The organism is Streptodolium elevatio (assembly GCF_053592165.1).
In genome coordinates, this window is record NZ_JBSFVE010000037.1 from 1 (window position 1) to 13925 (window position 13925).

General features: G+C 71.3%; 12 protein-coding genes, 1 pseudogene and 2 riboswitches. Of the genes and pseudogenes, 6 read left to right on the plus strand and 7 right to left on the minus strand.

Features of this window, described 5'->3' with window-relative positions:
• The 4 genes and pseudogenes from ACWD12_RS38255 to ctaE all read right to left on the minus strand — a co-directional run.
• A pseudogene (locus ACWD12_RS38255) lies at positions 1 to 370 on the minus strand (ubiquinol-cytochrome c reductase cytochrome b subunit); the annotation flags it as partial.
• Entirely contained in the window at positions 370 to 1446 is a 1077-nt protein-coding gene (qcrA, locus tag ACWD12_RS38260) for a cytochrome bc1 complex Rieske iron-sulfur subunit (protein ID WP_358350812.1), read from the minus strand. The gene qcrA and the pseudogene ACWD12_RS38255, both read right to left, overlap by 1 nt.
• 14 nt (positions 1447 to 1460) lie before the next feature.
• Positions 1461 to 2267 carry a cytochrome bc1 complex diheme cytochrome c subunit gene (gene qcrC / locus ACWD12_RS38265; RefSeq protein ID WP_450103494.1) on the minus strand — a complete coding sequence of 269 codons (807 nt, stop codon included), beginning with the start codon at positions 2265 to 2267 and terminating at the stop codon, positions 1461 to 1463.
• 55 nt (positions 2268 to 2322) lie between these two features.
• Positions 2323 to 2940, minus strand: coding sequence for an aa3-type cytochrome oxidase subunit III (ctaE, locus tag ACWD12_RS38270; RefSeq protein WP_358350831.1), 618 nt, complete (start codon positions 2938 to 2940; stop codon positions 2323 to 2325).
• Positions 2941 to 3175: 235 nt separating this feature from the next.
• Between ctaE and ACWD12_RS38275 the strand changes: the two genes are divergently transcribed.
• From ACWD12_RS38275 to ACWD12_RS38290, 4 genes are all read left to right on the plus strand, one after another.
• Entirely contained in the window at positions 3176 to 3583 is a 408-nt protein-coding gene (locus ACWD12_RS38275; RefSeq protein ID WP_450103495.1) for a hypothetical protein, read from the plus strand.
• Positions 3584 to 3800: 217 nt separating this feature from the next.
• Positions 3801 to 4196 (plus strand): hypothetical protein, encoded by a 396-nt coding sequence (locus ACWD12_RS38280; protein WP_450103496.1) that lies wholly within the window; start codon positions 3801 to 3803, stop codon positions 4194 to 4196.
• Between the two features lie 230 nt (positions 4197 to 4426).
• Positions 4427 to 5506: an anthranilate phosphoribosyltransferase gene (trpD, locus tag ACWD12_RS38285; RefSeq protein WP_450103497.1), complete on the plus strand. Its 1080-nt coding sequence runs from the start codon at positions 4427 to 4429 to the stop codon at positions 5504 to 5506.
• A 299-nt stretch (positions 5507 to 5805) separates the two neighbouring features.
• Positions 5806 to 5920, plus strand: a riboswitch (SAM riboswitch).
• Positions 5921 to 5966: 46 nt separating this feature from the next.
• Positions 5967 to 7367, plus strand: coding sequence for an aminotransferase class V-fold PLP-dependent enzyme (locus tag ACWD12_RS38290; protein ID WP_450103498.1), 1401 nt, complete (start codon positions 5967 to 5969; stop codon positions 7365 to 7367).
• A 73-nt stretch (positions 7368 to 7440) separates the two neighbouring features.
• Here the strand turns inward: ACWD12_RS38290 and ACWD12_RS38295 are convergent, their stop codons facing one another.
• Genes ACWD12_RS38295 through ACWD12_RS38305 form a run of 3 tightly spaced genes read right to left on the minus strand, consistent with a single transcriptional unit; the run spans position 7441 to position 9357 of the window.
• On the minus strand, positions 7441 to 7728 hold the full coding sequence (locus ACWD12_RS38295; RefSeq protein WP_358350797.1) for an Lrp/AsnC family transcriptional regulator: 288 nt from the start codon (positions 7726 to 7728) through the stop codon (positions 7441 to 7443).
• A 53-nt stretch (positions 7729 to 7781) separates the two neighbouring features.
• Complete coding sequence (locus ACWD12_RS38300) at positions 7782 to 8681, minus strand: rhomboid family intramembrane serine protease (protein WP_450103499.1); 900 nt, start codon at positions 8679 to 8681, stop codon at positions 7782 to 7784.
• Positions 8682 to 8730: 49 nt separating this feature from the next.
• Positions 8731 to 9357 (minus strand): exonuclease domain-containing protein, encoded by a 627-nt coding sequence (locus ACWD12_RS38305; protein ID WP_450103500.1) that lies wholly within the window; start codon positions 9355 to 9357, stop codon positions 8731 to 8733.
• Positions 9358 to 9597: 240 nt separating this feature from the next.
• Between ACWD12_RS38305 and ACWD12_RS38310 the strand changes: the two genes are divergently transcribed.
• A complete protein-coding gene (locus ACWD12_RS38310; RefSeq protein ID WP_358350788.1) occupies positions 9598 to 9855 on the plus strand; it encodes a hypothetical protein in 258 nt (85 codons plus the stop codon).
• A gap of 1759 nt (positions 9856 to 11614) precedes the next feature.
• The gene (locus ACWD12_RS38315; protein ID WP_450103524.1) at positions 11615 to 13048 is read left to right on the plus strand and encodes an NYN domain-containing protein; all 1434 of its coding nucleotides are present in this window, start codon (positions 11615 to 11617) and stop codon (positions 13046 to 13048) included.
• 713 nt (positions 13049 to 13761) lie between these two features.
• A riboswitch (cyclic di-AMP (ydaO/yuaA leader) is annotated at positions 13762 to 13916 on the plus strand.
• The last annotated feature ends 9 nt before the right edge of the window (positions 13917 to 13925 follow it).

The window sequence follows — 13925 nt, forward strand, 5'->3', positions numbered from 1 at the left end:
CCGCCCAGTGGTGGATCTGCCTTATCGCCAGACCACCGCGGATGTCGAAGCTGATGTCCAGCGTCGACGCATACGCCTCGGACATGTGGATGCCCTGCAGCGGGACGTACGAGCCGTCGTAGACGACCTCGGTCATGCTGGGCTTGAAGAACAGCGTCAGCCAGACACCGGTCAGCAGGATGATGATGAAGCTGTAGAGCGCGATCTCACCCAGCATGAAGGACCAGTGGTCCGGGAAGACCTTGCGCAGGTTCTTCTTGGCGGCGCCGTAGATGCCCAGGCGCTCGTCGAAGTAGTCCGCGGTCTTGGTGGCGGCGTTGTCCGGGACCGGACCCGCGGCCGCCTTGTTGCCGTGCGTCGTCGATGCCATCAGCCACGCTCCCAGAAACTCGGGCCGACCGGCTCGTGGAAGTCGCCGACGGCCTCGAGGAAGCCCTCTTCGTTGACCCTGATCTGCAGCTGCGGCAGCGAGCGGGCGGCCGGGCCGAAGACGACGGCGCCGTCGTCCGCCAGGTCGAACGTCGACTGGTGGCACGGGCAGAGCAGGTGGTGCGTCTGCTGCTCGTACAGGCCGATCGGGCAGCCCACGTGGGTGCAGATCTTCGAGTACGCCACGATGCCCTCGTGCGACCAGTCCAGCTGCTTCTTGGACTTGATCTCGTCCGGCTCCAGGCGCACCAGCAGGATCGCCGCCTTGCCCATCTCCGTCAGGTATTCCTCGTTGATCACGGTCCGGCCGTCGATCTCGATCTCCTGGTCGAGACCCTTCGGCTTACCCATGGTCAGCGAGCCCTTGATGATGTGCTCGGGACGCAGCGGCTCGTGCGTGTTCTCGTTGATGATCAGCGTGTTGCCGCCGTTGAGGCCGTGCCGCTTGTTCTCGCCCCAGAAGGTCTCGCGGAGCTTGGTGCCGGGCAGCGGGCCCAGGTCGCGCAGCAGCACGACGCCGGACAGCGGGACGAGCGCCATGGCGCCGATCATCGTGCGGCGGATCAGCGGACGGCGGCCGATGCCGGAGTCCGCGGCGCCCTGCTGGAACTCCCGGATGGCCGCTTCGCGGACGTCCGGGTCGGAGACCAGCTCGTGGCGCTCCTGGACGATCTCCTCGTCGGTCATCAGCGTGCGCGCCCAGTGGACCGCGCCCGCGCCGATGCAGAACAGCGCGACACCGAGCGTGCAGCCCAGCGCCATGTTCAGCGCGCCGATCTTCCCGAAGAAGAAGATGTCGACGATCTTGTCTTTGTCGATGGTGACGTACGAGGCGATGAAGCCGACCGTCGCCAGCATCGAGATCACGAACAGCAGCGACACCTGGCGTTCGGCCCGCTTGGCGGCCTTCTCGTCGATGTCGGTGCGGCGCGGCTCGTGTTCCGGGAGACCCGGGTCGGCGAACGGGTCGAGAGCCCCGACCGGGGCGTGCGCCGCCGGCAGCTTCTCTTCTGACATGTCCTCGTGGCTACTCACTTGGTCCTGGCCTTGGGGGTACGAGCGGCGATCCAGATGGCGGCGGCGATCAGGAAGCCGAGCCCGAAGATCCACACGAACAGGCCCTCGGAGACCGGGCCGAGGCGGCCCAGACCGAGGCCACCCGGGTTGGGCTCGTCCTTCGTCACACCGGTGATGTAGGTGACGATGGCCTTCTTCTGCTCCGGCGGCATGATCGTGTCGGGGAACGACGGCATGTTCTGCGGGCCGGTCAGCATGGCCTCGTAGATGTGCTTCGGGTCGACGTCCTTCAGCGAGGGGGCGAAGCGGCCCTCGGGGAGCGCGCCGCCCTCACCGGAGAAGTTGTGGCACTGCGAGCAGTTCGTACGGAAGAGCTCACCGCCCTCCTGGATGTCGCCGTCGAGGGCGTACTCATCCTCGCGCGGCACCGCCGGACCCGCACCGAGCGACCCGATGAACAGGCCGAGCAGGTCGGCCTGCGCCTGGGTGTAGACGACCGGCTTGCGCGGCGCCTGCGGACCCTGCTGCTGCAGGGGCATGCGGCCGGTCATGACCTGGAAGTCGACCGCGGCCGGACCCACGCCGACGAGGGACGGGCCGTCGCTCGTGCCCTGGCCGTTGAGGCCGTGGCAGCTCGAACAGCCGCTCAGGTAGAGCTTCTTGCCCTCTTCGATCTTGGCCAGTGCGGTCGGCGCATCCTCGGCCTGGGCCTTCTTGGCGGGCGCGAAAGCGGCGTACAGCCCCCCGGTCGCCGCGAGCGCGAAGAGTAGGACGACAAGCGCCGCCAGGGGATGGCGCCGTCGTGCGGAGAGCTTCTTCACCAAAAACCTCGGTTGGTTTCGTCGTTTTTGTCGAGTGGGACCGGGTGCGGCGTCTCTACTTGATGAGGTAGATCGTGGCGAAAAGCCCGATCCACACCACGTCGACGAAGTGCCAGTAGTACGAGACGACGATCGCGCTGGTGGCCTGCTCGTGGGTGAACCGCTTGGCCGCGTACGTGCGGCCGAGGACAAACAGGAAGGCGATCAGACCGCCCGTCACGTGCATGCCGTGGAAGCCCGTGGTCAGGTAGAAGACCGAGCCGTAGGCCGACGAGGAGAGCGTCAGGTTCTCCTTGACCAGCTCGGTGTACTCCATCACCTGCCCGCCGATGAAGATCGCGCCCATCACGAATGTGATCACGAACCACATGCGCAGCTTCTTGACGTCACCGCGTTCCGCGGCGAATACGCCGAGCTGGCAGGTCAGCGAGGAGAGCACCAGGATCGTGGTGTTCACCGACGAGAACGGGATGTTGAGCATCTCCGTGCCCTGTTCCCAGATCTCGGGTCCCTGGACCGACCGGATCGTGAAGTACATCGCGAAGAGGGCCGCGAAGAACATCAGCTCCGACGCCAACCAGACGATCGTGCCGATGCTGACCAAGTTGGGACGGTCGACCGCCCCATGTGCGTGCCCGGTTTCTACTGCTGTTGCTGTCGCCACGGCCGCCATTATTGCGGTCGCCGGATCGGGCCGCGCTTCGGGGGGCATCCTTCGGTGAACGTGTCTAACCCGGGGCGGTGTTCCCGGAGGGCCGCCATTCGGCCAATCGCGCCTAGTAAGGAGCTGTGCGGGAGCTGAACGGGGCCGATTCTGACGCGCTATCAGGGCGAGGGTGAATCTCTCGGTCGGGCGTGCCGAGTAAGCCGAACGAGCGACACCGGGCGATACGGGTAGCGTTCGCGACATGGTCAAGGCAGGTATCGGAAGGCTGTTCCGGCGCAGGCGCGAGGAGCCGGAGCCGCCGCTCGTCGACGACGGCACCCTTGTCGTCGTCGGGGAGAGCTTCGACCCGGCGCGCGCCGATTCCGCGGTGCTCGCCGATCTCGCCGAGGCCGGGGTGATCGTCGAGGGGCGGCAACTGATGCTGCGTCATGTCCTGCGACTGCCGGACGCCGCGGCGGTCGCCGCGACGGCGCGGATCCTCGCGCCGGACGGGTGGGTCGTGACGGCGGGGCCGGACGGGGCCACGTACGCCGACCGTCCGCAACACGTGACGGCGCTCGAACTCGCGCGGGAGCGCACCCGCATGGCGGGTCTGGCGCAGCGGCTGGGCGGCGACGCGGAGGGCTGGATCCTGCTGGGGCGTCCGTGAGCCGGCCGGCCCGACTGGTTCGCGTTCGGGTCGCCACCCGGATCGCGGTGCGGATCCGGGCGCGGATCGGCCGGGGGATCACCTATCGGATTGATCAAGAGCTTGGAGCCGGTGAATCAAGAGGAGTAGCATCCGCGGTGTTGTAACGCGGATCACACCCGGGTGATCGGCCCTCTTGAGACCAGGGCAGGTGGCAATGGCGCACAGCGGCGACACCATGACCGTCCTTGTATACAGCGATGACCGCAACACCCGTCAGAAGGTCATGCTCGCGCTCGGACGCCGGCCCGCCGCGGACGCACCCCGGGTGGAGTACTTCGAGTGCGCCACCGAACCGGCCGTCATCGCCAAGATGGACAAGGGCGGCGTCGACCTGGTGATCCTGGACGGCGAGGCGACCCCGGCCGGCGGCATGGGCATTTGCCGCCAGCTCAAGGACGAGATCTACCGTTGCCCGCCCGTGCTCGTCCTGGTCGGCCGTCCGCAGGATGCGTGGCTGGCCACGTGGTGCCGAGCCGACGCGGTGGTGTCGCACCCGCTCGACCCGGTGACGCTGGCGGCTTCGGCGGCCGAGCAGCTGCGCAAGCGCGCTGCCGCGCGTACCGCGGTCTGACCGCGTCCGACCGCGGTCTCGCCGGCACCGGCCCCGCGGGCGTTGCGGGGGTGTCCTCCTGCATGGGCGGCTTTCGGAGTCGTACGACTTTCGCCGTGAACCGCCTGCGGCGGTCGGTTCCGACCGGCGGTCCGGTGGCCGGATGTCGTCATGCGGACACGACGGAATTCCCTTGCCGCCCGCGGCTACGCTGAGTCCGACCTGATCGGACACCTCAGCGGGAGCGGACCATGGGCGCCTCGGCCTCGGTAGCGGTGAACAGCACCAACCCCGGGCAGGCCCGTTCCTGGCCGGACGTCCTGACCGCCCTGATGCGCGGCGAGGACCTGGACGCGGGCACCACCGCCTGGGCGATGGACCAGATCATGACCGGCGACGCCACGCCCGTGCAGATCGCCGCCTTCGTGGTCGCGCTGCGTGCCAAGGGCGAGACCGTCGACGAGGTTACGGGCCTGGTCGACTCCATGTACGCGCACGCGGTGACCATCGAGGTGCCCGGCCCCATCGTCGACGTCGTCGGCACCGGTGGCGACCGCGCCCGTACCGTCAACATCTCCACGATGTCGGCGATCGTGGTCGCGGGGACGGGGGCGACGGTCGTCAAGCACGGCAACCGCTCGGCGTCGTCGCAGAGCGGTGCGGCCGACGTCCTGGAGGCCCTCGGGGTGTCGCTGGACCTGACCCCGGAGCAGGTGGCGCGGACGGCGGTCGAGGCCGGGGTGACGCTGTGCTTCGCGCAGCGCTTCCACCCGGCGCTGCGGCACGCCGCCCAGGCGCGGCGTGAGCTGGGTGTGCAGACGACCTTCAACATCCTTGGCCCGCTGACGAATCCGGCGCGCGCCCCGTACACCGCCATCGGTGTCGCGGACGCGCGCATGGCGCCTCTGATGGCGGGTGTGTTGGCCCGGCGCGGGACTTCGGCGCTGGTGTTCCGGGGCGACGACGGTCTCGACGAGCTGACCATCACGACCACCTCCAAGGTGTGGGTCGTGCGCGACGGCGAGGTGCACGAAGACGCCGTCGATCCGCGCGACTTCGGCGTCAAGCTGGAGCCGATCGAAGCGCTGCGCGGCGGCGACGCGGCGTTCAACGCGGACGTCGCGCGCCGGCTGCTGGCGGGGGAGCGCGGGCCGGTGCGGGACGCGGTGCTGCTCAACTCGGCGGCGGCGCTCGCGGCGCTCGGCCCGGGGCACGGTCCGCTGAGCGAACAGCTCGCGTCGGGCATCGAGCGGGCGGCGGACGCGATCGACTCCGGCAAGGCGCAGGCGGTACTCGACCGGTGGGTGGAGGCGACCCGCTCGTTCGGCTGACCCGGCTGACCGGCCGACTTGGCCGACGACCGAGGCCGGTCGGGGAGTCGCAAGAAGCCTCGGACGCCGCCGGCTCGGCCGGATCGGACGGTCTGCGCGATGACTCGGACGGGCGCGCGGCAACTGCCGCGTGCCCGTCTGGCGTTCCGGTGCCGTCCGGGTGACGTTCCAGGTGTCGGCGTCCTGTCCCACCTACGGGACACCCGGCGTCTCATGTTCGACCGATGGTCGTCTCGTATGCCAAGACGGCGAATATCCGTGTTGAGAGACCGGCGATCCTGCGGTAATAATTCCTTCCAGGTCACGAGTGACAGCGTTTTGGCCCCGGCTTGCTGTCCGGCAACCCTCCTCCGCGGTGGGGTGCCCCGGGTGATGACCAGGCCGGACACAAGGGTGCTCCGGCAAGCGCGGACCTCCACGAGCCACGGCATCCGGGGTCCCCAGCCCTGGAGGGTCAGCCATGACTGCCGTCGCATTCGCCCCTGTTTCGCCGCTTTCGTCCGATGCGATCGCGGCTTCGGCCTGTCCCCCGCTCCCGGTCGTGGGCCGCGACGTGCGGGTGCCGCTGGTGACAGGCGGCCAAGCGGAGTACGCCGCACTTGACTACGCCGCGAGCGCCCCCTGCCTTCAGCGCGTGTGGGACGACGTCAGCGCCTACCTGCCCTACTACGGCAGCGTGCACCGCGGCGCCGGCTACCTGTCGCAGCTGTCGACCGACCTCTACGAGCGCAGCCGCGCGACGGTCGCCGAGTACGTCGGCGCCCGGGCCGACGACGTGGTCCTGTTCACCCGCGGCACGACCGACTCGCTGAACCTGCTGGCATCCGTACTGCCGTCCGGCACCCGGGTGTTCGTGTTCGAGACCGAGCACCACGCGGCGCTGCTGCCGTGGCGGCGCACGGCCGACGTCACCCATCTGGACGCCCCGTCGAGCCACGCCGAAGCGGTCGCGACCCTCGACGCCGCGCTCGCCGCCGACGAATGCGACGGGCCGCGTCTGGTGTGCGTGACCGGCGCGTCCAACGTCACCGGGGAGCTCTTCCCGGTTCGTGAACTGGCCGAGGTCGCCCACCGGCACGGCGCGCGCATCGTGCTGGACGCCGCGCAACTCGCGCCGCACCATCCCGTCTCGCTCGCCGGGCTCGGCGTGGACTGGGTCGCCTTCTCCGGGCACAAGCTGTACGCACCGTTCGGCGCGGGCGTGCTCGCCGGGCGCGGCGACTGGCTCGCGGACGCCGAGCCCTACCTCGCGGGCGGCGGCGCCAGCCGCTCGGTCACCGCGGACGCCGTCGAGTGGAACTCCGGCCCGGCCCGGCACGAGGCCGGTTCGCCCAACGTGATCGGCGCCTACGCCATCGCCTCCGCGTGCCGGGCGCTGGCCGAAGCCGGCCTCGACACGCTCGCGGCCCGCGAGGAAGCGCTGCTCGCCCGGCTGCGGGCGGGACTCGCGGAGATCCCCGAGGTGCGCACGCTGGACCTCTTCGGCCCCGACTCCGCCCGGGTCTCGGTGCTCTCGTTCGTCGTCGAGGGCTGGAACAGCTCGCGGTTCGCGGCGGCGCTGTCGGCGGAGTACGGCATCGGCGTGCGCGACGGCCTGTTCTGCGCGCACCCGCTCGTACGTCGCCTGCTCGGGGGGCGCGCCGACGCGCCGACCGAGTGCGGTGCGCCCGACGCGCCGTCGGGGGAGCAGAACCTCAACGCGATCCGGGTCAGCTTCGGGGCCGGTACGCCGGACGAGCACGTGGACCGCTTCGTGGACGCCGCACGGGAGTTGGTGCGGCGCGGGGCCAAGTGGACGTACCGCACCGACGGCGGACGCTGCGTGCCCGAGTCGGACCCGCGCGGCCCGGCGGTCATCTGATCAGCCGGTCCGAGCGCCGGTCCGAGTGTGCCGACCTGAGCGCCGACCCGACCGCCTCAGCCGGGCAGCACGGCTAGAAGCCGTCGTCGAGCCCGATCGCGAAGGCGGCCTCGAGGTCGTGCTTCGAGTAGGTCCGGAACGCGATGTGCGTCGCGGTGTGCAGGACACCCGGCACCTTGTTGAGGCGCCCGGGGATCACGTCCGCCAACTCGTCGTGCTCGCGGACCCGGACCATGGCGACCAGGTCGAACTCGCCCGTCACCGAGTACACCTCGCTCACCGCGTCGATCGCGGTGATCGCCTCGGCGATCTCGGGGATGCGGTCGACGGCTGCCTTGACGTGCACGATCGCGGTGATCACAGCGGCGGCCTCTCCTCGGTCGGTGCGGGGGGTACGAGCCTATCCGGCCCCGGTCATCCGTTCGGCCCCGACGGCGTTCCCGGCGGCGGGTAGGTCGGCGGGGGCGGGATGACCGGTGCGGCGGGGAAGGCGTGCACAAGCGGTTCGGACGCACCGGACGCGCCGGGCGCGGGGGCGTCGACAGGCGTACGCGGGGCGCGTCGGCGGTGGTAGAGCGCCCACGCGTACACGAACCCCGCCGCGAAGCCCACCAGATGGGCCGAATAGGCGACATCGGCATCGCCGTTGACGCCGAGGCCCTGGAAGTACAGCCACTGCAGCACGAAGTAGAAGCCCAGCACCGCCCACGCGGGAAAGCGCAGCGGCAGGAACAGCAGCAACGGCACGAGGCTGGTGACGCGTGCCTTCGGATACAGGTAGAGGTACGCGCCGAGCACCGCCGCGATCGCCCCCGACGCACCCACCAGGGGCTGCGCCGATCCGGGGTTGAGCAGCGCGAAGCCGTACGTCGCCAGGTACCCGGCGGCCAGGTAGAACAGCGTGAAGTGGCCCCGGCCCATGCGGTCCTCGACGTTGTTGCCGAAGACGTACAGGTAGAGCATGTTGCCGATGAGGTGCACCCAGCCGCCGTGCATGAACATCGCGAACAGCACGGACAGCTCGGGGATCTTGTCGGGATCGGGGGCGGTCGCGCAGCGCACCGGGCCGCGCTCGGTGGCCACGATGTCGGGCGGGTCGACGATCCCGCCGCCGCCCACGAGTTCCTTGGGAATGGCCCCGTACTCGTAGTAGTAGCCGTTCTCGGCGCACACGCGTGCCTCGGGATCCACGTCGCCGCTCCCGAACCCGGAGAGCGGGCTCACGAGGAAGATCACCACGTTGAGGACGATCAACGCATAGGTGACCACGGGGGTGCGGCGCACCGGGTTGGCGTCGTGAACGGGGAGCAGCATGTCCCTATCGTCACGTGATGTCCGCTTCTCGGCCTGGCAGGCTGGGGGTTCAAACCGCCTGAGGTTCACTCGGATGGCCGGTGCACCGAAGCAGACCGGACAGGTCGTGCACTCCGGCGCGCCGCAGGCGTGCGATGAGCGCCCGCAGGATGTGCGCGGTCGCCCGGGCGTCCGCGGTGGCCCGGTGGGTCGAAGGCGCGGGGGAATCGAACAGCCCCGCGAGCGTGCCCAGTTTGTAGTTGGCCACCTCCCCCCGGGAAACCAGGGCGCGGGCGAGTTCCAGCGTGTCGACCACGACCAGATGCGGCCACGACTCGCCGCACGCCGCACACGCCGCGCGCAGGAACCCGATGTCGAACGGCGCGTTGTGGGCGACCAGCACCGCGTCCCGGGCGAAGTCGTGGAAGGCCGGCAGGACCGCGCGCAGCGGCGGGGCGTCCGCGAGCATCGCGTCCGATATCCCGGTCAACCCGGTGATGAACGCCGGGACGGGCACGCCCGGCGCCACCAGCGTCGCGAACTCGCCGAGCACGTCGCCGCCGCGCAGGCGCACCGCGGCGATCTCGGTGATGCGGTCGCGCTCCGCGTCGAGGCCGGTCGTCTCGAGGTCGACGACCACGAAAACCTGCCGGTCCAGCGGCGTGCCGCGGTCCCAGCGGCCGGACGCGTTTCGCACCGCGCTCGCCGGTTCGGTACTGTCCCGCGCGGGCACGCCGGACCACGGCGGTGCCGCATCGCATGCCCCGGTGTGTGGCACGGAGAGTGGCGCTGACGGGCCGGGTACCTGGCTGCTCATGCCACGGACGGTACGGATCCGCCCTGACACCGGCACAGGCGCCCCTCCCGAACGGCCGTACGCCGCACGGGCTCCGGGCGCGTGGTGCGGGTCCCTGAACAGCCTGAGAGAGGAACACGCATGTCGGTCCCGGCCCCCGGCGAGACGACCCGTTGGCGCTGCTCGCTGTGCGGCAACCTGACGCGGTTCGACGTGACCCGGACGACTCGGGCGGTCGAGTTCGTCCACCTCGACCTCGCCGGCGAACCGCGTGTCGACGAGCGCGAGATCCTCGAGGACACCATCGAGTCCGTCCGCTGCCGCTGGTGCAACGCGACCGACTCGGTCCAGCTCGTGGCCCGCCCGGGCGCGGAGGACGGCGAGACGCCGGAGGGCTGACCCGGGCGCGGCGACAGCGACTCGGCATCAGCGCGGCGCCGCGCTGCCGCCGAGACGCCGCGGCGATGCCGGAGCGCCGGCATCCACACCCTGACGCCGCGCGCTGACCGCACGCGGTGACACCGCCGAACCCCGAGCCGTCGTCCCGGAGATGAGGTCGTCGCGGGCGGCGCGGCGGGCCCAGGCGAACAGGCACCCCACCGCTTCGCGGCACTCGACTGCTCCATCGTCGGCACTCTGCCGACACGCCGGTGGCACCCCGACGTTCCACAGCTGGTGCGAACGTCGGCGCAGGCGCGTGCCGCCGTACGGGTGTACGCGGCACGACTGCCCGTCCGGCACCGCGCCGGAGCCGGTCGGCCGTACGTGACACCGCAGGCCCGACGGCTTGCGCCCCGTGGCAGGCCGAGCGGGCACGGCGCAGCCCCGGCCCCGGACCCGGTCGCGGTCCGGACCGCCGCCCGCCGGGTGCAACCTCCGGGTTGGCATGTCGGACTGGGCCGCTTGACTGCGCGTCGGCGCCGGTGTCATCTCCGGATGTGGCAGTTTGGGGTGGCGGGGCTTGTCCGGCGCACGGCACGCTTGCGGGCCGGGCCAGTACCGGGACACCGTCACGCGCGGATTGTGCATCGGTTCGGCATCGGCGCGGGGAGGCGTGTCCGGCTGTCCGGGTGGGCAGGCCATGATCAGGAGCACAATCGAGCAGCCTGGGGCGGGGAGACCGGGCCGATACGGAACCGGAGGACCTGTGGGCGAGTCGGACACACGCGCGGAGCCGGGCCACGCTGCCCGCGGCTCCGGCACGTCCGCGCCCGAGTCCTCCGCGCCCGAGTCCTCCGACTCCTGGGTGCGGGCTGTCGAGGAGCGTCCCGGGAACCCGAGTTCCGCGAAGCCGACGTGGGAGCACGCGGACGGGCCCGTCCCGCCGAGTGCGAACCTTCTCCTCGGCCCGGCGGGGAGCACCCCCGCTTCCGCGGACCATGCTGCCGCCACCCCTTCGAGTGACGGCCTGGAACGCCCTCAGGCCGCGGTGGCGCCCGCGGCGACGGTCGAGATTCCGAGGCCGCTGAGCGGTGAGCGCGCCGACCAACTCGCGGGAGCGGACCGGCTCGCCGGCCCGGTCGTGGCCGACGGTGGCGACGAACTGGTCGTCGCCGGTCACGTCGGTGCCCTGCACGACCACCCGTTCCCCGGCCGTCAGGGCACGCGGGGAGCCGGATCCGAGCGCACGTGGAGCGCTTTCGCCGTTCCCTCGCGCCACGGTGACGCGTCGCCGAGCGACGGGAACGGGCGTGCTGAAGGCGCGGCGGGGGCGGGCGCCGGCGCGGCGGCCGACGCGGGCCGCAGCCGCATGCCCGGTGAGACGACTTCGGGCCGCGACCGTTCGGCCGACACGCATGCCTCGGGCGGCAACGGCTACGCGGGTCCCGCGGTCGGCGGCGAGGCGTCGCCCGGCGCGGCACACGCTGCCCGGAGCGGCGGCGCGGGTGCCCAGCCGCCGGCGGACGACTCGCGGAGCGGCGGTTCCGCGTACGGCGACGATTCCCTGCTGCGGGCGGCACTGTCCGGCGGCAGGCGCCATGCCCCGGCGAACGGCGCCGACACGGCGGACACCCGCGCAGCGCAGTTGCCCGGGGTCGGCGCGGACGGCGTTGGCGGCGGGGAGAATGCCGGCGGACGCGCCGCCCCGGTGCGGGACGAGGGCGACACCGCGGCCTCGTCGGATGACGACGGCCCTGCCGACGCGGACGCGGACGGCGTGGCCGAGGCGGGATCCGAGTCCGACACCGGCGCTGCGTTCGAGGCCGAGTCGGCGCCGGAATCCGGCGCGGACGCCCACGCCGACGGTCAGGACGGCGCTCACGACGACCCCACCGACCACGACGCCGCGCCCCGCGGGCCGCTGCCCGACGGTGTGCGCCAGCGGGTGATCGCCCTCGCGGCGGACGGCCTCGGCGCCATGACGTCCGACGAGATTCCGGTCCCGCTGCGGCAGTTCGCCCGGTTCACCCCGTCGCGACGGGCCAAGCTGGCGGCCACGCCGCTGGCCGGGGTGCTGGAGAACGACCCGGTGTTCCGGCAGCGGATAGCGGAGCGCCTGCGCCGCGGACTCCCGGACCTCGCGGCGGCTTTGGACGCGGGGCGCCCGCCCGCCGCGGCCGATCCGCTGGACGTCGCCGCCGCCGCGTACCTCCTGCGGCCGCCCGGGTGGGTCGCGCTGCTCGACACCGCGGGGCAGGCCGCCGAGCGCGCGGCCCAGGACCGTGCGGGCGCCGAGGCCGCCGCCGTGGTGGACCGGCTGGAGTCGGAGCTTGGCGCGCTGCGTGCCGCCGCCCGTACCGAGCAGGAGAAGTTGCGGGCCGACCTGGAGGAGGCCCGCAAGGAGGCCGAGCAGTTGCGCCGCCAGGTCCGCGGCCTCCAGGGCGGCGCGAAGCACGCCGAGAAGGAGGCGAAGCGCGCCCAGGCGGAGTTGGCGACCGTACGCGCCGAGGCGCAGACGGCGATCGCCGCCGCGGACAAGGAGACGCGCCGCCTGCGCAGCAGGGTCTCCGAGGTGGAGTCCGCCCTCGAAGCCAGCCGCCGGGCCGCGCGCGAGGGCCGCAGCATGGAGGACACGCGCGTACGCCTGCTCCTCGACACGGTCCTCGAAGCCGCCCAGGGGCTGCGCCGCGAACTGGCCCTGCCGCCGGTCGGCATCCGCCCCGCGGACACCGTCGACGCCGTGGCGCCCGAGGGGGCGAGCCCCAAGGACATCGCCAAGCGCGCGCTCGAAGGCGACGACCCCGCGCTCCTGGACCAGTTGCTGAGCCTGCCGCAGGCGCACCTGGTGATCGACGGCTACAACGTCACCAAGACGGGCTACCCGTCGCTCGCCCTTTCGGAGCAGCGCGTACGCCTACTCGGGGGACTTGCCGTCATCGCCGCGCAGAGCGGCGCCGAGGTCACCTGTGTGTTCGACGGCGCGCAATTGGACGCCCCCGTGCTGCTCGCCCCGCCCCGCGGGGTGCGGGTGCGCTTCAGCAAGGCGGGGGAGACCGCGGACGAGCTCATCCGCCGCCTGGTGCGCGCCGAACCGCCGGGCCGTCCCGTGATCGTGGTCTCGTCGGACCGCGAAGTCGCCGACGGTGTAAGGCGGGCGGGGGCGCGCCCGGTGCCGTCGACGATGCTGCTGCGCCGGCTCGCCCGCGGCTGACCGCCGCGCCGCCCCGTGCGATGCGTCCCATCTCGACCGCCGTGGTTGACATGTGACGTTGTGTCAGTGCCCGTCCCTACCGTGTGTTCCAGGAGCAACCGCTCCATCGCAGCTCCATCGGAACGCAACGGAAGAGGTGGACGACCATGCGGGTCTGCTGCCGTACGTGCCGTGCCCGAGGTCCGGCGTGTGCTGATTGTGTGGTCCCTCAAATTCTCGACGATAAATCGGACTTTTCGCCCGATGCGTCGAAATCCAACGAGTCGGTTCCGGTGTGCCGACACGCCGTGGTGGATGTGGGATATCCCACAATGCGCCGTAACGACACCGATACGGGTGATTCGCCCGTAGGGCGGAATTCGGGAATTACCGGGTGTCTCGACCTCTCGCCGGAAACCGTCGACCGCATAGCCCTGCTCGCTGAGGCGGGCCTGTCCCGCCCCCTCCGGTACGTCCCTGACCTGCGCGAAGATCCGTCGAAGCCGACTCCTCGGGAGCCGCGCCAAGCGGCCGCCGAGCCGCCCGCACAACGCCGTAAACCGCCACGAAAGTATGAACAGATGGTCGCTCTCTGATCACGCTCGGTGGACCCGGAAGCATTAATCACGAGATCTCTTGTAAAACTTCGGCGATTGATTTGAACGGATCAAGCCCGGGTCACTAATGTCTCGGGCTGAGTGCCCGCAATGTCGATCGTCCAGCCAGGGCGGCGGCGGGGACTCCCGCCGAGTCCGACGAGGCCGCGAGGCCGAGCCGGAGCCGGGGAACCATTCCCCGTGGGGTGAATCGACACGAAGTCTGTGTCGTAGGGCGTCTCTTCCGGCCCGAACCCGTCAGCTCACCCGGTAGGCGGGCGTAGGAAGAAGGAGTTCGCCTA

Coding starts and splice junctions, on each gene's coding strand:
- ACWD12_RS38290 (WP_450103498.1), top strand. CDS start 5,967: ATGACTGCCGTCGCATTCGCCCCTGTTTCGCCGCTTTCGTCCGATGCG.
- ACWD12_RS38310 (WP_358350788.1), top strand. CDS start 9,598: ATGTCGGTCCCGGCCCCCGGCGAGACGACCCGTTGGCGCTGCTCGCTG.
- ACWD12_RS38280 (WP_450103496.1), top strand. CDS start 3,801: ATGACCGTCCTTGTATACAGCGATGACCGCAACACCCGTCAGAAGGTC.
- ACWD12_RS38275 (WP_450103495.1), top strand. CDS start 3,176: ATGGTCAAGGCAGGTATCGGAAGGCTGTTCCGGCGCAGGCGCGAGGAG.
- qcrA (WP_358350812.1), bottom strand. CDS start 1,446: ATGTCAGAAGAGAAGCTGCCGGCGGCGCACGCCCCGGTCGGGGCTCTC.
- ACWD12_RS38300 (WP_450103499.1), bottom strand. CDS start 8,681: ATGCTGCTCCCCGTTCACGACGCCAACCCGGTGCGCCGCACCCCCGTG.
- ctaE (WP_358350831.1), bottom strand. CDS start 2,940: ATGGCGGCCGTGGCGACAGCAACAGCAGTAGAAACCGGGCACGCACAT.
- trpD (WP_450103497.1), top strand. CDS start 4,427: ATGGGCGCCTCGGCCTCGGTAGCGGTGAACAGCACCAACCCCGGGCAG.